At 56.1% G+C, this 20,133-nt stretch carries 18 protein-coding genes; 9 read left to right on the forward strand and 9 right to left on the reverse strand.

The window, feature by feature from the left end; translation table 11 throughout:
- Positions 1 to 22: 22 nt before the first annotated feature.
- A complete protein-coding gene (locus AC6I8L_RS08850; RefSeq protein ID WP_058960008.1) occupies positions 23 to 508 on the forward strand; it encodes an RrF2 family transcriptional regulator in 486 nt (161 codons plus the stop codon).
- A 45-nt stretch (positions 509 to 553) separates the two neighbouring features.
- Here the strand turns inward: AC6I8L_RS08850 and AC6I8L_RS08855 are convergent, their stop codons facing one another.
- From AC6I8L_RS08855 to AC6I8L_RS08865, 3 genes are read right to left on the reverse strand one after another with little or no spacing between them, the layout of a single operon-like run.
- On the reverse strand, positions 554 to 793 hold the full coding sequence (locus AC6I8L_RS08855) for a pentapeptide MXKDX repeat protein (RefSeq protein WP_058960007.1): 240 nt from the start codon (positions 791 to 793) through the stop codon (positions 554 to 556).
- A 29-nt stretch (positions 794 to 822) separates the two neighbouring features.
- A complete protein-coding gene (locus AC6I8L_RS08860) occupies positions 823 to 1,605 on the reverse strand; it encodes a molybdopterin-dependent oxidoreductase (protein WP_167347105.1) in 783 nt (260 codons plus the stop codon).
- A gap of 8 nt (positions 1,606 to 1,613) precedes the next feature.
- Positions 1,614 to 2,228: a cytochrome b/b6 domain-containing protein gene (locus tag AC6I8L_RS08865; protein ID WP_058960005.1), complete on the reverse strand. Its 615-nt coding sequence runs from the start codon at positions 2,226 to 2,228 to the stop codon at positions 1,614 to 1,616.
- A gap of 137 nt (positions 2,229 to 2,365) precedes the next feature.
- Here AC6I8L_RS08865 and AC6I8L_RS08870 point away from each other — a divergent pair, with 137 nt between their 5' ends.
- Together AC6I8L_RS08870 and AC6I8L_RS08875 are read left to right on the forward strand one after the other, a co-directional pair.
- A complete protein-coding gene (locus tag AC6I8L_RS08870) occupies positions 2,366 to 3,085 on the forward strand; it encodes a response regulator transcription factor (RefSeq protein WP_064511335.1) in 720 nt (239 codons plus the stop codon).
- A complete protein-coding gene (locus tag AC6I8L_RS08875; RefSeq protein ID WP_058960003.1) occupies positions 3,082 to 4,524 on the forward strand; it encodes a sensor histidine kinase in 1,443 nt (480 codons plus the stop codon). Before AC6I8L_RS08870 ends, AC6I8L_RS08875 begins: the two co-directional genes overlap by 4 nt.
- A 45-nt stretch (positions 4,525 to 4,569) precedes the next feature.
- Here AC6I8L_RS08875 and oqxB read toward each other — a convergent pair whose 3' ends face one another.
- Together oqxB and AC6I8L_RS08885 are read right to left on the reverse strand one after the other, a co-directional pair.
- Entirely contained in the window at positions 4,570 to 7,722 is a 3,153-nt protein-coding gene (gene oqxB / locus AC6I8L_RS08880; protein WP_058960002.1) for a multidrug efflux RND transporter permease subunit OqxB, read from the reverse strand.
- A gap of 18 nt (positions 7,723 to 7,740) precedes the next feature.
- Positions 7,741 to 8,895, reverse strand: coding sequence for an efflux RND transporter periplasmic adaptor subunit (locus AC6I8L_RS08885; RefSeq protein WP_058960001.1), 1,155 nt, complete (start codon positions 8,893 to 8,895; stop codon positions 7,741 to 7,743).
- Positions 8,896 to 9,190: 295 nt separating this feature from the next.
- On the opposite strand from AC6I8L_RS08885, the gene AC6I8L_RS08890 reads away from it, so the two are divergent.
- From AC6I8L_RS08890 to AC6I8L_RS08900, 3 genes are all read left to right on the forward strand, one after another.
- Positions 9,191 to 9,538: a helix-turn-helix domain-containing protein gene (locus AC6I8L_RS08890; protein ID WP_034827340.1), complete on the forward strand. Its 348-nt coding sequence runs from the start codon at positions 9,191 to 9,193 to the stop codon at positions 9,536 to 9,538.
- 88 nt (positions 9,539 to 9,626) lie between these two features.
- Complete coding sequence (locus tag AC6I8L_RS08895) at positions 9,627 to 10,061, forward strand: ribonuclease domain-containing protein (RefSeq protein ID WP_058960000.1); 435 nt, start codon at positions 9,627 to 9,629, stop codon at positions 10,059 to 10,061.
- A gap of 2 nt (positions 10,062 to 10,063) precedes the next feature.
- Entirely contained in the window at positions 10,064 to 10,330 is a 267-nt protein-coding gene (locus AC6I8L_RS08900) for a barstar family protein (RefSeq protein ID WP_058959999.1), read from the forward strand.
- Here AC6I8L_RS08900 and AC6I8L_RS08905 read toward each other — a convergent pair whose 3' ends face one another.
- The 4 genes from AC6I8L_RS08905 to AC6I8L_RS08920 form a co-directional block, all read right to left on the reverse strand.
- Complete coding sequence (locus tag AC6I8L_RS08905) at positions 10,331 to 12,703, reverse strand: virulence factor SrfC family protein (RefSeq protein ID WP_058959998.1); 2,373 nt, start codon at positions 12,701 to 12,703, stop codon at positions 10,331 to 10,333.
- Complete coding sequence (locus AC6I8L_RS08910; protein ID WP_058959997.1) at positions 12,700 to 15,672, reverse strand: virulence factor SrfB; 2,973 nt, start codon at positions 15,670 to 15,672, stop codon at positions 12,700 to 12,702. Before AC6I8L_RS08910 ends, AC6I8L_RS08905 begins: the two co-directional genes overlap by 4 nt.
- A gap of 2 nt (positions 15,673 to 15,674) precedes the next feature.
- Positions 15,675 to 17,018 carry an SrfA family protein gene (locus tag AC6I8L_RS08915; protein ID WP_058959996.1) on the reverse strand — a complete coding sequence of 448 codons (1,344 nt, stop codon included), beginning with the start codon at positions 17,016 to 17,018 and terminating at the stop codon, positions 15,675 to 15,677.
- Between the two features lie 152 nt (positions 17,019 to 17,170).
- Entirely contained in the window at positions 17,171 to 18,349 is a 1,179-nt protein-coding gene (locus tag AC6I8L_RS08920) for a benzoate/H(+) symporter BenE family transporter (protein ID WP_058959995.1), read from the reverse strand.
- 97 nt (positions 18,350 to 18,446) lie between these two features.
- Here AC6I8L_RS08920 and AC6I8L_RS08925 point away from each other — a divergent pair, with 97 nt between their 5' ends.
- The 3 genes from AC6I8L_RS08925 (at position 18,447) to AC6I8L_RS08935 (ending at position 20,078) form a co-directional block, all read left to right on the forward strand.
- Complete coding sequence (locus tag AC6I8L_RS08925; protein ID WP_034827330.1) at positions 18,447 to 18,992, forward strand: helix-turn-helix domain-containing protein; 546 nt, start codon at positions 18,447 to 18,449, stop codon at positions 18,990 to 18,992.
- An 88-nt stretch (positions 18,993 to 19,080) separates the two neighbouring features.
- Complete coding sequence (locus tag AC6I8L_RS08930) at positions 19,081 to 19,506, forward strand: MarR family winged helix-turn-helix transcriptional regulator (RefSeq protein ID WP_058959994.1); 426 nt, start codon at positions 19,081 to 19,083, stop codon at positions 19,504 to 19,506.
- A 17-nt stretch (positions 19,507 to 19,523) separates the two neighbouring features.
- Positions 19,524 to 20,078, forward strand: a complete 555-nt coding sequence (locus AC6I8L_RS08935) for an isochorismatase family protein (protein ID WP_058959993.1) — start codon at positions 19,524 to 19,526, stop codon at positions 20,076 to 20,078.
- Positions 20,079 to 20,133: the final 55 nt, after the last annotated feature.

A 20,133-nucleotide genomic window follows, 5' to 3' on the forward strand; every position in this document is an offset into this window, starting at 1 on the left:
AACCGCAACTCAGGATACAGAAATGCTTGATTACCGCTTCCCGACAGCTTTGCAGATGGTTTTGAGCGTAGCGATGGCGGAGCAACTGGGCAAACGCTCGACCAGTGCTATTTTGGCGTATGGTCTTGAAGCGAACCCCAGTTTCATTCGGAAACTGATGGTTCCGTTAACTCGCGATGGCATCATTGTCTCTACGCTTGGCCGTACTGGTTCGATTCACCTCGGGCGTCCGGCCGCAGAGATCACGCTGCGCGATATTTATACCTCTGTGATTGAAGACAAAAAGCTCTGGGCTTCACGCCCTGATGTCGCACCGCGTTGTCTGGTGAGTGCCAACCTGTGCTGGTACTTCAAATCGATTGCAGAAGAGGCAGAAGAAGCCTCGCTGAAAGTGCTGGAGACGCGGACGGTGGCAGATGCGCTGGCTGAGCTGAAGAAACATGATACCAGCGCCTGCGATGAACTGCCTGACCTGGAAATCGACGATCTCTGCAAAAAATCCCGCTGAAATCAGTAAAACGGTTACCGGACATTAGCCCGGTAACCCGCACCCTTACTTAGACATCTCATCCTTCGCCATACCGTCTTTAGCCATGCCATCTTTAGACATGCCATCTTTCTTCATGCTGTCATGTTTCTTCATCGGTTTTTTCATGTGGTCTTTTTTCATGCCGTCGTGCGACATACCGCTTTCATTCTGCATACCATCTTTAGCCATATTGTCAGCAGCATAAGCGCCAGAGAAAGCCATCAACAGTGCGCCAGCGAATACAGTTGCAATAATCTTTTTCATCTTCATTTCCTTACAGGGTTTTGGGGAGATTAACTGCCGCCAAACCAGTTATAGCCCTGGTCTTCCCAGTAGCCACCGGTGAAGCGGTTGGTGATTTCAATTGAAATAATATGCTTGGGGTTTTTGTAGCCCAGTTTGGTCGGAATCCGTAATTTCATGGGATAACCGTATTCCGGCGGTAATATCCGACCATCCCAACTCAGTGCTAATAAGGTTTGCGGGTGCAATGCCGTCGCCATATCAATGCTGGTGTAATAATCATCGGCACAGCGAAAGCTGACATATTTCGCTTTGGTGTCAGCCCCAATCAGTTGCAGGAAGTCGCTGAATCGAACGCCGCCCCAGCGGCCAATGGCACTCCATCCTTCTACACAAATATGGCGGGTGATTTGTTCATGCTGAGATAATTTATATAACTCAGGCATTCGCCAGCTGCGTTTATCACGTATCAGTCCGCTCAGTTGCAACTGGTAATCATCACCGTTTACCTGCGGAATATCCTCTTCACCGTAAAAGGCATTAAACGGGAAGGGCCGCGTAATATCTTTTAGGGTATATTCTGGCGCCATTTGATAACCGCTGAATAACCATCCCTGAATACGGTCATTAAAACGTGACATGCGGCTTAAAATGTTTTCGATGTCAGGATTATTGTCGATGTCGCACCCGGTCAGCAACGCCACACCGCCCGCAGTCAAGCCCATGCGCAGAAATTGACGTCGTGAATGGCCAGACATTTTTTTCGCCAGAATCGTGGTGGCGTCTTTTAACAGGGCGTCAGTTTCACTGCTGGGACGTTCAATCTTTTTCATCGTCATTTTTAGCGTCCGCGTGTCATCAATAATAACGTTTTAGGTACCAGTGCCACCATGATCAGATGGATAACAACAAAGGCACATAAAAAGGCCATGGCAAAAAAGTGAATGAAGCGAGCCGTGTCATAGCCGCCCAATACTTCTCGCAAAAATGGAAATTGCACCGACTTCCACAAGACTAACCCTGAAAAGGCTAATAACATGCCATCAATGACCACCAGCAAATACGCAAATTTTTGCACCATATTATATTGGCGTAAATCGTGATGGCTAAGATGTCCTTTTAATGCAGATAGGCCATCTTTTACTAATTGAGTCATGCTTAAGGGCAGAAAACGTTGGCGAAAACGTCCGCTCAGAAGATTCAGCGTCAGATAGAGCACGCCATTACCGGCAAAAAGCCACATTGCCGCAAAATGCCATTGCAGTGCACCACCCAGCCATCCTCCCAGGGTATAACTATTGGGAAAATCAAATGGAAATAAAGGAGACGCGTTATAAATCCGCCAGCCACTGAGAATCATTAATGTCATCGCAACGGCATTGATCCAGTGAGTCAATCTCAACCACAACGGATGAACCTTTTTATCGGGAGCACATTTCACTCTGCACCTCTGCATATTGCTATGCCGTCTGGAATGAAGAGACTTTGCGCCGATATTGATCACAGAGTCCTCACGCAGAGTTAAACAAAATGTGATAACTCCGGGGGGCAATTCTGTATAAGATTTAAAAGATGTTCATTGAGGCGGTCAACATGGCGAAGAAGATCTTAATCGTTGAAGACGATGGCAATATTGCCGAGCTGTTGCACATTCATCTGCGTGACGAGGGCTTTGATATTACGCATGCTGCGGATGGTGATAGTGGCAGTCAGCTGCTGGAAAGCCAGCGTTGGGATGCCTTGATTTTTGACATTATGTTGCCTGGCGTTGATGGGCTAGAACTGTGCCGTCGTGCACGCAATATGCCGCACTACACGCCGATTGTGATGATCAGCGCTCGCGCCAGTGAAGTGCATCGTGTACTGGGGTTGGAACTGGGCGCTGATGACTATTTAACCAAACCCTTCTCGATGCTGGAACTGGTGGCGCGCGTTAAAGCACTTTTCCGCCGCCAGGAAGCGATGAGCCAAAATTTACGTCAGGATGCGGGAAACCTGCGTCTTGGCAGCCTGAGTATTGATCCGGTTGCCCGAGAGGTTCGGCTGGCTCAGACGCTAATTGAGCTGACGCCTCGTGAATTCGAGTTGCTCTACTATTTTGCCCGTCATCCAGGAAAGGTCTTTTCGCGACTTAGCTTGCTGAATCTGGTGTGGGGCTACCAGCACGAAGGTTATGAGCACACGGTTAACACCCATATCAACCGATTACGCCTCAAAATTGAAGCGACGCCAGCTGAGCCACGCTGGATTCTTACGGTGTGGGGACAGGGCTACAAATTCGTGGTGCCGGGTGAGGGAGATCAGGTTACATGAAACGTCTGTCACTCACTCAGCGTTTGACGCTGGTCTTTGCCCTGATGCTACTAATCAGTAGTGCGCTGATCCTGTTGATTCAGGACAACAACCGCCAGCAATACAGCGATGCCATGATGCAGAATTTATCGCGAAATCTGGCCGCTTCTATTGCCAAAAGTAGCGCATTGATGAGTGCCGGTAACACCGATGCTCCGGCACTCAAGCAGCTGTTCGGCCAGATGATGTCCTACAACCCGAGCGTTGAAGTTTACCTGCTGGATGCGCAAGGACAGATTCTGGCCAATGATGCGCCAGCCGGCCATGTCCATCGCGATCGGGTCGACGTGCGTCCACTGCAAAAGTGGCTGAATGGGGCGCCACTGCCGGTGTATGGTGAGGATCCTCGTTCACCTTCCGCGCTCAAAGTGTTCAGCGCTGCGCCTATTCTGGATGGCAACAGAACGGTGGGTTATCTCTATGTGATTTTGCAGGGGGAGAATTATCAACATCTGCAGCAGGGCGTTAAAATGTCCGTGCTGCGCAGCGCCATGCTTTGGTCGGTGGTGGTTATCGTCCTGCTTGGATTGATGGCGGGTGGTGCGGCCTATTATTGGGTCACAAGACCGGTGCGACAGCTGACACAAAAGGTGACAGCGGGTGCGGATGCGCTACAACGCCTTGCCGCGCTACCTCATTCCCCGCAACAGGATGAAGTGGCGCAGTTGCAAAACGCCTTTATCGATATGGCGCAGCGTATTGATGCTCAGGTACAGACGCTGGAGCTGAAAGATCAGCAGCGTCGTGAGTTTGTCGCCAACATTTCGCATGACTTGCGCACGCCGCTGATGTCGATTCAGGGTTATCTGGAGACGCTGGCAGTGAAAGCTGCCAGCTTGACCGAAGCGGAGCGCAGCCGATATTTGCAGATTGCCCTGACGCAAAGTGAAAAGGTCGGCATGCTCGCGCAGCAACTCTTTGAATTAGCGCGGTTGGAACATGGTGTCGTCACGCCACAGTACGAACGGTTTTCGCTGCCGGATTTGGTTCAGGACGTCATCCAGAAATTTGAACTTGCGTTGGAAAAATTCCGCCTGAATTTGTCGGTTGATATCGCGTCGGGTTTGCCCATGATCGACGCGGATATGTCGATGATAGAGCGTGTTCTGACCAACCTGGTGGATAATGCCATCCGTCATACGCCGTCGGGTGGAAACATTACCCTGCGTCTGTGGCTGGAAGGGGAAAAAGTGATGATGGAATTGGAAGACAACGGTCCGGGTATCTCACCGGAAGTCAGTCAGACCCTGTTTGAACGTCCCTCAATCATCGATCCGGATCGTCGCGATAATGGAGGATTGGGGCTGGTCATCGTTCGTCGCATGCTGCAATTGCATCGCGGCGACATTGCCCTGAAACCCGCGCCGGGTGCCTGCTTCCAGCTTTTCGTTCCCCTATAAAAAAGGCGGCCATCTCTGGCCGCCCCAATTTACCCTAAAACAGATTTACACCGTCTGAACTTCCGCATCCGGCTGCTTTCGCGTCACCAGTTTACGTAACGTCACATAGAACACCGGCGTCAGGAACAGACCAAACAGCGTCACGCCCAGCATGCCCGAGAACACGGTAATCCCGGTGACACCGCGCACTTCAGCACCGGCACCTTCACCCAGGATTAGCGGAATGGTACCGGCGATAAAGGCAATCGAGGTCATCACGATAGGGCGCAGACGCAGGCGACAGGCTTCCAGCGCGGACTCGACAATCCCTTTGCCTTGCATCTCCAGTTCACGGGCGAACTCGACAATAAGAATCGCGTTCTTACATGCCAGCCCCATCAGTACGACCAGACCAACCTGCACAAACACGTTGTTATCACCGCCGGTGAGCCACACGCCAACCAGCGCGGACAGCATGGTGACCGGCACAATCAGGATTACCGCCAGCGGCAGCGTCCAGCTCTCATACAATGCCGCCAGCACCAGGAACGCCAGCAGTACCGCAACCGGGAAGACGATGAACGCCGTGTTGCCCTGAGTGGCTTGCTGATAGCTCAGGTCGGTCCATTCGATGTTCATGCCATTCGGCAGCACCTGGCCCGACATCGCTTCCAGCTTCTCCATTGCCTGCGCTGAAGAGAGCACGCGTGGATCGGCATCACCAATCAAATCCGCCGCCGGATAGCCGTTATAACGAATCACCGGATCGGGGCCATAGGTGGTGGTGATGTTGACCATACTGCCGATTGGCACCATCTCGCCCTGATTGTTACGGGTACGCAGATTGGCAATATCCTGTACGCTGCTACGGAAATCCCCGTCCGCCTGCGCCATCACACGCCAGGTACGACCAAACTTGTTGAAGTCGTTGACGTAAGAGGAGCCAAGATACACCTGCAACGTACTAAACAGGTCAGTCAAAGAAACACCTTGCGCTTTGGCCTTGTCACGATCCACCTGCACATCCAGTTGCGGCACGTTGGCCTGATACGAGGAGATCGGGAACATCATGCCGGGCGTCTGCATCACCGCACCGGAAAGGGTATTGATGGCGGTTTGCAACGCACCGTAACCTAAGCCCGCACGATCCTGCACATACAGCGAGTAACCCGAACCCTGACCCAGCCCCAGAATCGGCGGTGGCATAATCGAGAAACCAAAGCCTTGCTGGATTTTGGAGATTTTCGCGTTGATTTCAGCGTTAATTTCCGCAGCCGTACGGGTACGTTCATTAAACGGCTTCAGGCCGAAGAATACGGTGCCGGTATTCGGCGTATTGGTGAACTGCAAGGCATTCAGGCCAGGGAAGGCGACCGAATAGGCCACGCCTTCGGTGTTCATGCCGATTTCGCTCATCTTGCGAATCACTTCATCGGTACGCGCCAGTGACGAACCTTCTGGCATTTTCACGCCGCCAATCAGATACAGCTTATCCTGCGTCGGAATAAAGCCGCCCGGCACGGTGTGGAACATAAAGCCCGCGCCCGCCAGCAGTATGACGTAAACGCCAAATACCGCACCGCGCCGACGCAGGGTTTTGCCGACCATTGACTCGTAGCCATCAGAACTGCGCTGGAAGAAGCGGTTAAACGGACGGAAAATCCAGCCGAGCAAGCGATCAATCAGACGCGTCGGCATATCTTTCGGTGCATCATGCGACTTCAGTAGCTTGGCCGCCAGCGCCGGAGAGAGCGTCAATGAGTTAATGGCGGAGATCACCGTGGAGATGGCAATCGTCACCGCAAACTGCTTGTAGAACTGACCGGTTACACCAGACAGGAACGCCATCGGCACGAATACCGCACACAGCACTAACGCAATCGCGATAATCGGCCCCGACACTTCGCGCATCGCCTGATGCGCAGCCGCCGTCGGTGAGAGTCCCATCGCGATATTACGTTCGACGTTCTCTACCACCACAATGGCGTCATCCACCACGATACCTATCGCCAACACCAGCCCGAACAAACTGAGGGTGTTGAGCGAGAAGCCCAGCAGGTAAAGCACGCTGAACGTTCCCACCACCGAAACCGGCACGGCCAGCAACGGAATGATCGATGCACGCCAGGTTTGCAGGAACAGGATCACCACCAGTACCACCAGCACAATCGCTTCAAACAGCGTTTGCACCACGGCACGGATCGAATCACGCACGAACACGGTTGGATCGTACGGTGCCGCCCACTGCACATCGTCCGGGAAGCGGGTGGCCAGTTCGGCCATCTTGTCACGCACGGCGTTAGACAGGTCGATGGCGTTGGCACCCGGTGCCTGGAAGATACCGATACCGACCGCATCCTTGTTATTCAGCTGCGAGCGCAGGGCGTAGCTACCGGAACCCATCTCAATGCGCGCCACGTCACGCAGGCGCACCAGCGAGCCGTCATCGGCAGTTTTCAGGATGATATTGCCGAACTGTTCTTCGCTCTCCAGACGACCCTGGGTGTTGATCGACAGCAGGAAGTCACTGGCCTTTTTGGTCGGCTCTGCGCCCAACTGACCGGCAGACACCTGCACGTTCTGCTCCTGCATAGCGCTGACCACATCAGAAGCGGTCATGCCACGTGCGGCCACCTTATTCGGATCGAGCCAGACGCGCATCGCATACTCGCCCGCCCCGAAGATCTGAATTTGGCCGACACCCGGCAGGCGTGCCAGCTCATCTTTCACCTTCAGGGTGGCGTAGTTACGCAGATAGAGTGAGTCATACTTGCCCTTCGGCGAGAACATGTGCACCACCAGCGTTAGCGTCGGTGACATCTTCTGCGTGGTCAAACCGAGTTGACGCACCTCTTCCGGCAAGCGAGCTTCTGCCTGCGCCACACGGTTTTGCACCTGAACCTGCGCCTGGTCTGGATCGGTACCTGGACGGAAGGTGACGGTGGTGACCAGCACGCCATCAGAACCGGCCACTGACTTCATGTACATCATGTTTTCCACCCCGTTGATCGCCTCTTCCAGCGGCGTCGCCACCGAATCAGCAATCACTTTGGGGTTGGCACCAGGGTATTCCGCGCGCACCTGCACGCTGGGTGGCACCACGTTGGGGTATTCACTGATCGGCAGCAGCGGTATGGCGATCAGACCGGTGGTAAATATCAAGATCGACAGCACCGCCGCGAAAATCGGTCGGTCGATAAAAAAGCGGGAGAAATCCATAACAGGCAGTCTCGATTATTATTGAGCGGAGCGCATTGCCACCGGCTGAGCTTTCACCGGCATGCCAGGCATGAAGACTTTCTGCAGGCCATTGACGATAACCTTGTCACCCGGCTTCAAACCGGATTGCACAATGCGCAGGCCATCAGCCAGCTCGCCAGCCTGAATATCGCGACGCTCGGCTTTACCCTGCGCATCGACCACATACACGTATTTACGATCCTGATCGGTCAGCACCGCTTTATCGTCGATCAACAGCGCGTTAAACGCGGCGCTGCCGGGTAAACGCACGCGGGCAAACAGACCTGGGGTGAACTGACGTTCATGATTATCCAGCGTGGCACGCATGCGAATGGTGCCAGTGCTGGCGGTGAGTTGGTTGTCGAGGAAGTCAACGGTGCCACGATGCGGATAACCTTGCTCGCCGGTCAGCGCGATTTCCACCGGCAGCGAACCGCGATTTTGTCCCTGACGTGCCATCGCCTGATACTGCAGATAGGTGGCTTCATCGACGTCGAAATAGACGTACATACGATCCTGCGACACCAGCGTGGTCAGCACGCTGGCACTGTCACCGGCGGTCACCAGGTTACCGGTGGTGATCATCGCGCGGCTGGCACGGCCATCAATCGGGGCAGTGACGCGGGTAAAATCGAGATTCAGCTGCGCCATATCAACGGCGGCCTGCGCGGAGAGCACATTGGCCTGCGCCTGACTCGCTGCAGAACGACGCTGTTCCCACTCTTCACGGGATACCACATTGGTGCCAATCAGTTTATCGGTGCGTGCCGACTCACTGCGCGCCAGCGATGCCTGACTGCGCGCGGTCGCGAGTTCAGCTTGTGCCTGCTCTAACGTCGCGCGATAGGTGCGGTCATCAATGGTAAATAGCACCTGACCCTTTTTCACGTCATCGCCTTCGCGATAGTTAACCTGATCGATATAGCCGGAAACGCGAGGGCGCAGCTGCACACTCTGCACCGCTTCAAAGCGACCATTGAAGCTATCCCATTGGCTGACTTTTTGTTCGACCACCTGCGCGACACTCACTTCGGGCGGCGGTGGCGGGGCGTTTTGCGCCACACCCCGATCGCAAGCGGCCAGCAGGCTTCCCAGCAACATCACTCCTGACAGGCTTACTGCCCGACGAACCCCATATGTTTGCAGATGCATTGTTGTTATTCCGCGTTGGTGTGAAAAAAGAAAGGACATGTACGAAAAATCTGCAACTTTTAAGATTGCATTAAAACGCGATGAGTGTAGGCTGCTGCAAACTGCATCTGCAAGAATATCTGATACACTTTATGTGCTGTTTTGATCGATTCGTTTCAGTGGGGAAAAGCCCCTACGGCGAGTGCGGCATTTAATGCAATAATAAAACTTGCATTAAATGTCATAGTCAGTCACCCTTAAAGTGTAATTGCAACTGATACTGATACTGTTCGTTAAGGCGACGGGAGAAAATGGGATGATGAGCGACGCATTTATTCACGATCTGATCGACTGGATTGATAACAACATTGAAGCACGTCTGGATCTGGACACCGTAGCAGGGCGCGCCGGTTATTCGAAATGGCACCTGCAGCGTATGTTCAAAGAGCACACCGGCTATCCGCTGGGCGAGTACATTCGTAATAAGAAACTGAAAAAATCGGCGGACCGTTTAACGACCACCAACGAACCGATCCTCAATGTGGCGATTTCACTGGGGTTTGATTCGCAGCAGTCGTTTAATCGCAGCTTCAAACGTCAGTATGGCGTGGCGCCTGGCGCATGGCGTCGACATGCCGTGCCAGCCGCGAGTGCGATGCAGTAATACCTCCGCCAGGGCCAGCCATGCTGGCCCGCGTTCTTCTTCACGATAATCCTGCTATTATCGGCGTCCTGCACTTCGGGATGTCACTATGTCAAAGAAACTCTGGATTGGACTCATTCTCGCGCTGGCCGCCACCTGGGCCGGACTCAAGCCGCATTTAACCGGTAAAACCGCCGCACAGGGCACAGATATTGCCAAACTCACCGATGCCCACACGGTGGCGCAGTGGTTACAGCAAAATCATCAGTTGCCGGATCTTTATCTCACCAAAAGTGAAGCACGCCGTCAGGGCTGGAACCCCAGCAAAGGCGACTTGTGCAACGTATTGCCTGGCCGGGCGATTGGTGGCGATCGTTTTAGCAATCGTGAGCAGCGTCTGCCGATGAAACAAGGGCGTCAGTGGTATGAAGCCGATGTGAATTACGACTGCGGCCACCGCGATGCCGATCGTCTGCTTTACTCTTCAGATGGGCTGATCTTTCTCACCACCGATCACTATCGCAGCTTCAAACAGGTGAACTAACCATGTTGACCCTCTCTTTTGATTTCCAGCAGTTGGCCGATCGCCAGGCGTTTTACAGTGAGTTTGTGGCGCAAAGCGGCTGCAGCGGGGAGTTTGGCTGCAATCTGGATGCGCTGTGGGATTGGCTGACAGGCGGGATTGCGTTGCCGGCTGAACTGCATTTACGTCATGTTGCACTGGCCAGTGAGGCGGAATTTGCACCGGTGCTGGCGCTGATGGAAGAGGCGGCGCAGCAGCTGCGAGGCGAGCTGCGCCTGATTCATGACTGATTACGCGTGCAGCGGCAGCAGTAGAATCGCCAGCATCTGACGGGCATTGGCGGGCAGGTCGCTGCCGCCGGTATAGCCGTTGTTTTCCACAATGACCGAATTTAATCCCACCAGCCAGTCATAGATATAATAGGCGGTATGATTGGCGGGTGCGGCTGACAAACGTGTTAAACGTTGACCTGGCGAGAAGCTCACGCTCGGCGCAGGTGGTCGGGCGAAGATGGTTTGTCCGCGATTAACACGACTCTCAGGCCGCTCGCTCTCCGGACGCTGCAGGAAGCCGAGCCAGGCGACAAAATCACCCAACACCGTCATCGCGCGCGAGACCTGACGATCGGTCCGCGCTTCATGCGCGCTGGCCTGCGCATCCGGTTCGTTAAGCGCGCTTTGCAGCTTACTTAATACCTTCAGGCGGAAGCTGGCGGTAATCAGCTCTTCTACCAGCAATTCCATGGTCGGCTTATCCACGTTCAGCAGCGTCAGCAAACTCCGGCTTTCCGGCAACTGTCGCAGATGTTCAAGCCACAGCGCAAACACCTGCTGCGGGAATTGCTGATCGCGCTGGCCGCTGCTGTTACGCGGTTCCGCAGGGGCCACCGGTTCATCTTTAAACAGGTCAAACTCAAAGCCAATACCAAAATAGCTCTGCTCAGCCGCAGCGGTTTTCGCGCTGTGCTGCACGACAGTGCCACTGCTCTGGCTCAGCCACAGCTGACGCACCGCTTCGCGCGAAGGCTGCAAGCGCTCCAGCAGTTCGCCGTGCAGGCCAGTGCGATGTTGCAAGCACTTCAGCAAGGTATCGGAAATCGCCTGCTTGCGTGCCGCCTGCTCTGGCGTAGCGGTAGATTCAGTCCACGGCTGCAAACGTTCTACCAGCTTCTGCTGCAAGGTGCTTAACTGCTGGGCCAGACGATCACGACGCGCCTCCGGCTGCATTTCATCCTGCAACCAGCTGCCCATGCGATCGACGCCAGCGCGATCCAGCGCCAGCATGGAGCCCCAGCTTTGCCCTGGTTGTCCAATCTGACGCTGCACGGCTTCATCAACATTAATCTGCTGCTGCTGATAGCGCGCATCGTGCGGGGTGATCGCCCAAATCAGGCGTGGCTTTTCACCGCTGGCCGCTACGGTTTGATGAATATGCCATTCGCGCAGTGCGTTAACCGCAATGTCGGTGTCCTGACGCTGACTGGCGGCGGTACAGATCAGCATAAGGTCGATGCCCTGACGCGCGGCATACAGTCCCGGCAGCATTGCGCGTTTCTGCTCCAGCAGCGCCGCCCGCAGAGGATCGCGTTTGCGCAGCTGGGCTAATTCTTCTTGCTGACCCACGTCGGCAGGCTGGCCGGGCGCTGGCAGCTCCAGCATATCGGCTTCGTCATACAGTGCCTGACGCGGCGTTGAATTCAGCGGAACGGTGATTTCCAGCGTTAGCAACGCCAGCAGGCCCAGCGGCACCTGCTGTGGTTTGCCGACACGATTGGCGACAATCGGGCAGACTTCAATCATTTCCTGCCAGTCGGCATCGTTGCTAATCAGTTTTTCCGCAGGCAGCGAGGCGTCATCGGTTAACAGGCTCAGAGGTGCCAGCAGGCGCGGTGCCTGGCGCAGCTGATGACGCAGGTGCATCAGATTACGCAGCTGTTCGTTAAGCGCCGCCTGATTAGGCCACAGCAGCGCAAACAGCTGAATGCGGTCATCGACATTTAACCACGGAGCAAGTTCCACCGCCTGTGGCCAGAAGTGACGATCGAGTACCTCGGCGTGACGATGCTGGCGGCGGCTCCACGCCCACAATGTAATCAACGCATCGCTGTCGAGGCCCGGCTGCGGCTCGTCCTGACGATGGCGCTGTAAACGCTGCAGCGCGGCATCGATCACCGCGCTGTCTGGCTGTGCTTCAGTTTTGGCACAGGCCAGCACCAGACGAATCAGCTCCACGTCATTGAGCAGCGTCATCTCCAGTGGCCAGGCGCTGGACTGGGTTTCACGCTGGTGGCTGAAGCGAGTGGCAATGGCAAAATCGAGATTGCCGGGATTGATGTTCTGGAAATGGTTCACGATTCTATCGCCCAGACGCGCCATCAGTTGGCCCTGCGCATCACCCACCATTTCACTCAACAGCCAGGCTTTGCCCGCCTGTGACTGGCCAAACATCGCCAGCGTCACCGGACGTGCCAGTTGACGCGCCAGCGCATGACTCTCCACGCGCGCGCGGCGCAGTTGCAGCCGCAGCGTATCCGCTTCCAGTGCCAGACGCGGTGCCTGCGCCTGATGGGTTTCAATCCAGTTCAGTGCGCCGTCCAGCGTCTCCTGCATCAGGCTCAGACGTTTGGCGGGCGTAACAGAGGTGGCTCTCTTGGCAGTTCTCATCGTTTGCAGACGCTCCCGCTGTCAATCCAATACTGCGCGTTGGCATTGCCGGTCGCAGACAGCGTATTCAGTTTCAGACTCAGTTGTTCCAGCGGCACGCGAGTGCCGTCATCCATGCGGGCATCGCTCAGCACCAGGCGCTCCGGACCAAAATTGTCCGGCCCCGGCTGCACCGCCAGCTTAATACGCAGGATGCTTTCGCCCGCCACTTTACGCGCCAGATTCGGATCGGTGATGCTCAGACTGTAAAGCGGTGAAGCTGGCCAGCGGTCATTATCCAGCTGACGGAAACCGAGGCAGACATTGCCGCGAATGCGGAAGCTGCTTTTACGATCCAGAGCGAAATCCCCTTTGTCGAGATCGATCTCGCTGTAACACAGGTTGTCATCGCTCAGCGTGGCCGTTTCATCCAGCACGCCGAGATAGCGAATGGTGGAATAAGGCTCGAAATCACCCGCACGGAACCAGAAGCTGCTGAGACGCAGATCAAGCGCCAGCAGGCACAGCATCGCGCCGACGGCAGCAGTGGATTTCGGGTTATCAATGCGGCCTTGTTTGTTGAACGGATACCAGTCGCTGGTGTGATAGCCTTCCAGCGACAAAATACGGCTGCCCGGCAGCGGCTGCAGATGGCGTACCAGTGCCTGAATGCCGGGGAAGCGCGAAGGACGGCCGGTTAACAGCAGTACATCGCACTGATACAGCGACACCACTTCGCACATGGCACGCAGGGCCGGGATGATCGCCATACGATGCTGCAGGAACTCACCGTGCAGCTGCGCCATGCTGACCACCAAAGGCACATCCAGCAGATCGAAGCGGTTGTCGCCGCCCAGCGTGCGCTGAATCTCACCGTTAACAAACGCCAGCACGCTGCTGGCCGGTTTTTGTGACACCAGCTCACCGAACAGCGCATTGATTTCGCTGTGGCTGTCGAGCGGATCCCAATTTTCGTAGCGTTCCAGCACGGCCTGCGCCAGCGGGATGAACAGCTGCAGGGTGACTTGCTGACGCAGCGTGGCTTGCCCATCCATGCGGCTGTCGTGACCAAACAGCTTGTTCATCAGCGGTTCGGCCAGCGTCAGCCCAGCCTTCTGCAGACTTTGTTGCAGTGCAGGCAGAATCCAAAGCTGAATCACATCCAGCAGAATATCGTCGCCTGCGACTTTAAAGCCTTCACGGAACAGCAGGCGCGGGGTGATTTTAACGTTATTACCCTGGCCGTCATCGAGACGATATTGGGTGATGGCCAGATCGGTGGTGCCGCCGCCAATATCGATAGAAGCGATGCGCAGGCTTTTGCCCGGTACTTCGTCGACTTCACGTGGACGATCCGGACGCGCCATGCTGCTGAAGAAATCTTCCGCACGCCCGGCAAAGTTCACCTGGGTTTCATTGAACAGCCACACCATTTGTCCGCAGGTGGCTTCATCCCATTCCATCTGCACATCCGGCACCGGGCGCAGGCTTTTCGCCTGACTCTGCACGCTGAAATCTTCCTCAGCCGGATGCCAGCCTTCGGCTTTCCACACCAGCGCGATGGCTTCCTGCATGCGACGACGGAAAATCTCGCGTTCCGGTTTCGGCATCGCGGAAGGCAGCGTGAGGATCACATGACGCAGCTGGCGCGGAGCCTGGCTCTGCGGCATGCGCTGACGCTGTGCCACGCTGTTCATCTGCATCATCGCCTGAGCCAGCAGCTCACACAGCATAAAGGTCATCAGCGAACTGCGGCTGTAGCTGGCAGAGAACACCGGCAGGCGATCGTCTTCCGCCAGCGCGTGCAGCGGCTGGCCTTCGTCATTCAGCAACAGGGTGAAAGGCAGCGCAGTTGCCTGTGGCTCATCACTGCTGCCATGGGCGTTAAAGCGCCAGCCTGGCTGATAACGTGCTTCATCCCACAGATAACGGCGCGGGCTGGAGAGACCGGTGCTGCCTTCTGTGCCCGCGCGCAGCAGGGCAAGGCGGCTGGCTTCACGGCCAACGCGCGTCAGCGATGGCCACATAAAAGCGTTTTCGCGGCCGCTTTCCAGCGAGAAGTTTGCTTTACCAAAGCGGGTTTCTGCGAATTCGAGACGGCTGTCAAACAGCTCGTTGTAGACCTGATGTGGCTCAGAAAGGTCGCGCAGTTGCAGTTCGTAAGTCTGGCGCAGTCCGTTGCTCTCTTCAGCGTGGTCTTCCACCAGAATGCCGCAGGTGTGCGAGTTACCGACGTCGAGGATGATATCGACATTCACCGCCGGGGTTTGCAGCGAGGTGGCCTGAATGTAGATCTCGGCCAGGTCCAACTGCTCACCCAGCAGCTCCAGCAGGTTGAGATAATGTGCCTGATACTCAAACTCACGCAGCGCCTGATTCAGCTCCTGCTCGCGGCGAGATTCCAGCGCGTTGACCTGCTGAGTAAAGGTTTCACGCAGCCAGCCATCCACCCAGGTGTGGTCCAGAAACTCACCCAGTTCATAGTTGTGCCAGGCAAGGGCGAAACTCACGCCGTTTTGCGCATCGGCTTTGCTCAGACCGTGCTGTTCACCGCCGTCCTGTTCCGGCACGATACGGGTATCAAACGCCAGCGTAATGCGATGGGTGTTACCTGCGGCATCGGGCTGTGCCAGCGGTGCCAGGTGCAGGCGTGCCCAGTTATCCGGGCCGCCAATAAAACGGCGACCGCTGGTGCAGCGCAGCACCGGCAGCGGCAGCCATTGATGCGCCAGCAGCGTTAACGAATCTGCCAGTGCAATGTCCGACTCGGGACGTACCACCTCTGCTGCACCGCCATCTTCGGGATAGAGCAAAAATTTGCCGCTGTTACCGTCCACGTTCAGTCGCAGCAGCGGACCGTTAGCGGTTTGACGAACGAACTGGCGGCGCGCCTGCAAGGCAGGCAGACGTAAGCCAAAATCGAGAAACTGCACACCGCTATCTTCAATCAGCGTGATTTTTTGTTTGTCATCGATGAGGGGAGCCAACATGTTTACTTACTCTCACGCTTAATCGTCAACGGGAAGACCTGATCTGCGCCGTACTGCGCAGTGCAACTGGCAATGCCATCACCGGCTTTACACACCAGTTCCGGCATGCGGTAGCGCGATTTGTCGCTGCAGGTCGCAGTATAGCGGCTGCGAACCACCATGGTGCCGTCCACCGTCATTGCGGCAGTCACATCGGCTTTACAGCGGATGTTATCGCCTTGTGTAATGGTAGCGATGCCTTTGCCGTTGCGCAGCTGATAGCGCAGGCTCGGTGGCTTACCGGTTGGCAGGTTAGTCTGTCGTAATATCACGCGCCAGGTCCCGTTGATAAACTTCACGGAACCGATACGCGCATCTTCGGTGGTCATCACCAGGTCATCGGCCTTGGCCGGTTCAGTATGTTCAGCAATCACCTCAGGCGGCGCAGGAGGCGCGGCAGGCACAGGCGCAGCGGTGACCGTGGCGGTTTTTTGTGGCAGCGTGGCGGCCAGTTTCTCAGCTTTCGCGACCACTGGCGGTGGCGTGAAAACGGGAGCCGGTGCATCGGCAACCTGGGCAGGCGGTGTGGCTTCAGGCGCTGTGCTGTGCAGCCAGAACGCTACGCCAGCCGCAGCCACGGCGGCAACCGGCAGCAGCAATGCCAATGGACGCAATGCGGAAGGGCGGCGAACAGGCGGCTGCTCAACTTTAGGCTCAGGCTCAGGTGCGGGTTGTGGCGCTTCAGGTTCAGGCTGGGCGATCTCAACGGGCTCTTCCACCACGGGTGCAGCCACAACGGCAGGCACTTCAATCAAAGGCGCAATAACCGGTGCCACGATAACCGCAGCCGGTGGTTCTGGCAGCAACGGCGGTAAATCTTCTTCCAGACTGTCGCGCAGGCAGGCCAGTGCGTCATCGCGAGAGCGCGCCTGCGGATCGACAAAGCCCCAGAAGGTGATGACGGGTTTGCCGTCGACCAGATAAACGTACTGCTGATCCGGGAACTGCAGCGTCTTGCTCAGTAGGGCGCCAAACAGGCGCATCGCCGGATTCTCAGCGTCACGCGCGCGTAGACTTGCAGCCAGTAAATCCTGCTGATTGAGCGTCAGGAGTTCCAGCGCTTTTTGCCGTTCATGATCGCTGGCACTGCGCCAGGATTTTACTTTGCCGTTAAAGGGCGCATACCAGTCGAGGCGGTCCCCGCGCTCGTTGGCCTGGGGAATGGCGAGGCAATTAGCCAGCGCCGTCTGGCGACGTAAACGCAGTGTTTCACGGATTTGCAGGGCAGAGGCCCAGACCGGCTGGCCGTTTTCACCCAGTGCCAGTACCGAATCCAGATTGCCGCTGCGCAGAAAAGTTTTTGCCACTCGTAGGGCCCTTATCGGTGGTTGCCTAAAGCAAAACAGTGTGTGTAATTGGCGATGCTGGTGATCTTAAGCCAAATGCAGGGAATCAAACGGCTGATAAAGGGGGAAAAACAGGGTGTTTTTCCCGCGTGTAAGGGTCGGTTGCTGAAATTTTAAGCGCGTGCGCGGTGGCTCAGCACCAGATGGGTGATCATGCCGCCGATTAATCCCCAGAAGGCAGAACCAATCCCCAGCAGAGAGATACCACTGGCGGTGATTAAAAAGGCGACGATGGCGCTGTCACGGTGATCGGGCTCGGCGAGAGCGCGTTGCAGGCTGCCGGAGAGGGTGGCCAGCAGCGCCAGCCCGGCCAGCGTGGCGATCAGCACCTGCGGCAAGGCACTTAACAGAATGGCAATCAGCGCGCCGGTAAAGCCGGTCAGCAGATAGAAAATGCCGGCAATGGCTGAGGCCATCCAGCGTCGTTTCGGATCGGCATCCACATCCTCTCCCATGCAAATGGCAGCGGTAATGGCCGCTATACACACCGAAAAGCCGCCGAAAGGAGACAAGATCAGCGCAATAAAACCGGTCCAGCCGGTGAGGGCAGAGACAGGAGGCTGGTAACCATGCGCCTGTAAGGTCGCAATCCCAGGCGCATTTTGTGAGGCCATGGTGACCAGGAAATAGGGCAATCCCACACCAATCAATGATGCCAGCGTGAACTGCGGCATGATAAATTCCGGCACGCTCAGCGTCAGGGCATGCGGCGGGAAATGAATCGCCTGCTGACCCACCGCCACCAGCACGCCAGCGATCAGCGCCAGAATGATGGCATAACGCGGCAGCCAGCGTCGGCTTAACAGCCACACCAGACACATACTACCGCACAACGCAAAGTTGCCTTGTAAACCGGTGAAGGTGCCGATCCCGAAGCGCAGTAAAATCCCCGCCAGCATCGCCGCGGCCAAAGATTGCGGAATGTGGTTCATCAAGCGGGCAAACAGTCCGGTCACGCCACTCAGTACGATCAGCGCATTGGTCGCTACAAACACGCCGACCACTTCATTTAAGGTCAGGCCCTGCACGCTGGTGGCCAACAGGGCCGCCCCCGGCGTCGACCAGGCGGCCAGAATCGGCATGCGTGTCCACACCGAAAGACCAAAAGAGGCTAAACCCATGCCAATGCCGAGCATCGACAGCCATCCGCCGATCTGTTCCGGCGAGGCGCCTGCAGCCTGGGCGGCCTGGAAAATCAATGCGGCAGTGCTGCTGTATCCCACCAGCACCGCAATAAAGCCGGAAACCAGCATAGGGAAAGAGAAAGCGTTGCGCGAAGTGGCGGTGATCATCGATTTGCATCCTGCTGTGCGTTATAACGCACACTATTGCACGAGTGTGTTATAACGCACAAGTGCTACACTGCGCGCGAATTTGCCAGGAGATAGCATGGAAAATCTGCATCAACATTTGAGCCAGGCGTTAAAACAATTGCGCCAGGCGAACGGCTGGAGCCTGACACTGGCAGCGGATCGCACCGGTGTCAGCAAAGCGATGTTGGGCCAAATCGAACGCGGTGAATCCAGCCCGACGGTGGCGACATTGTGGAAAATCGCTACCGGTTTCAATGTGCCTTTCTCGTTTTTTGTTCAGGGTAGCGATCAACCGCCGGGTATCGCCGCGACGTTTAGCCAACCCAATGCGCAAATGCAGGTGAAGCCGCTGCTGCCATATGATGCCGCGTTGCGTTTTGATCTGCTGGAAGTCACGCTTGCTGGCGGTGCACAAAGCGACTCTTCCGCGCACGAAAGTGGCGTGATTGAGCAGGTGGTGGTGCTGGAAGGTGAGCTGCTGCTGTGCGTGGAGGGAACCTGGCGTCGCCTGCTCAACGGCGAAGCGCACCAGTTTGCGGCGGATGTCGCGCACAGTTATCGCAATCCCCTCAGCACGCCGCTGCGTTTTCACAGTCTGATTCATTACATCAAGCGGCCGTGAGTGCCAACTACAAATTGATACGAAGGTAAACTACACAGTTTGCCTTCGTATTTATATACTCGCGCTTCATCAGTAAGGAGAAGGTGCCATGAGCGACCTGAATAGCGCGGCTGCGACTCTACGCAGCGTGAATGGCAAACTGGCGCGACGTCTGCGCGAATCGGCCCCACCGGGCGATCTCACCTGGCCACAGGTTTCTGTGTTGGGTTATCTGGTGCGCGATGGCGCGATGACGGTAACCGAACTGGCCGGGTTAGAAGGCGTGCGCAGTCAGTCGATGGGTGCAACCGTTGCCAGCTTGCAGGCGCAGGGACTCGTGAAAGGCGAAGCCGATCCGCTGGACGGCCGTAAAACCCGCTATCTGCCGACCGAAAGCTGCCTGACGCTGATCGCCGCCAATCGTGCACAACGTGATGACTGGCTACTCCAGAGCATGGCAACCACGCTTAATAGTGCGGAACAGAAAATTTTAATGGCCGCTATTCCCTTACTGCAACGTATTGCCGACCAATAATCCTGAGAGGAATTCCCATGGCTTTAACGACCTTAGACGCAAAAACCGCCCTGATTGTGATTGACCTGCAGTACGGGATTGTCCGTCTTCCTGTTGCGCCTTTGTCAGCCGATGTCGTGGTTGAGCGTTGTGCACAGCTGGTTAAGGCGTTTCATGACAAAAACCTGCCGGTGGTGAAAGTGAATGTCGCCGGTGGCGCACCAGGCCGTAACGAGCAGGCTCGTCATAGTGGCGAACTGCCAGCCGACTGGGCTGTGCTGGTGCCGGAAATGGCGCTGAAAGCCGATGAAATTGCCGTGACGAAAAAGACCTGGGGTGGTTTCCACAACACGGATCTGCACGATCAGTTGCAGCAGCGTGGCATCACTCAGGTGGTGGTGTGCGGTATCGCCACCAGCATTGGCGTGGAATCAACGGCGCGTCAGGCTTACGAGTTAGGTTACAACGTCACGCTGGCAACAGATGCGATGACTTGCCTGAACGCCGATACTCATCAAAACAGCGTTGAGCGTATCTTCCCGCGTCTGGGCGAAACCGGCTCAACCACCGACGTGCTGGCTCTGCTGAAGTAAACGACTGGTCAGGCATGCTCATGCACTGCATGCGCACTGTCGAAACGGCATAAAA

It is taken from the genome of Type-E symbiont of Plautia stali (assembly GCF_059731115.1).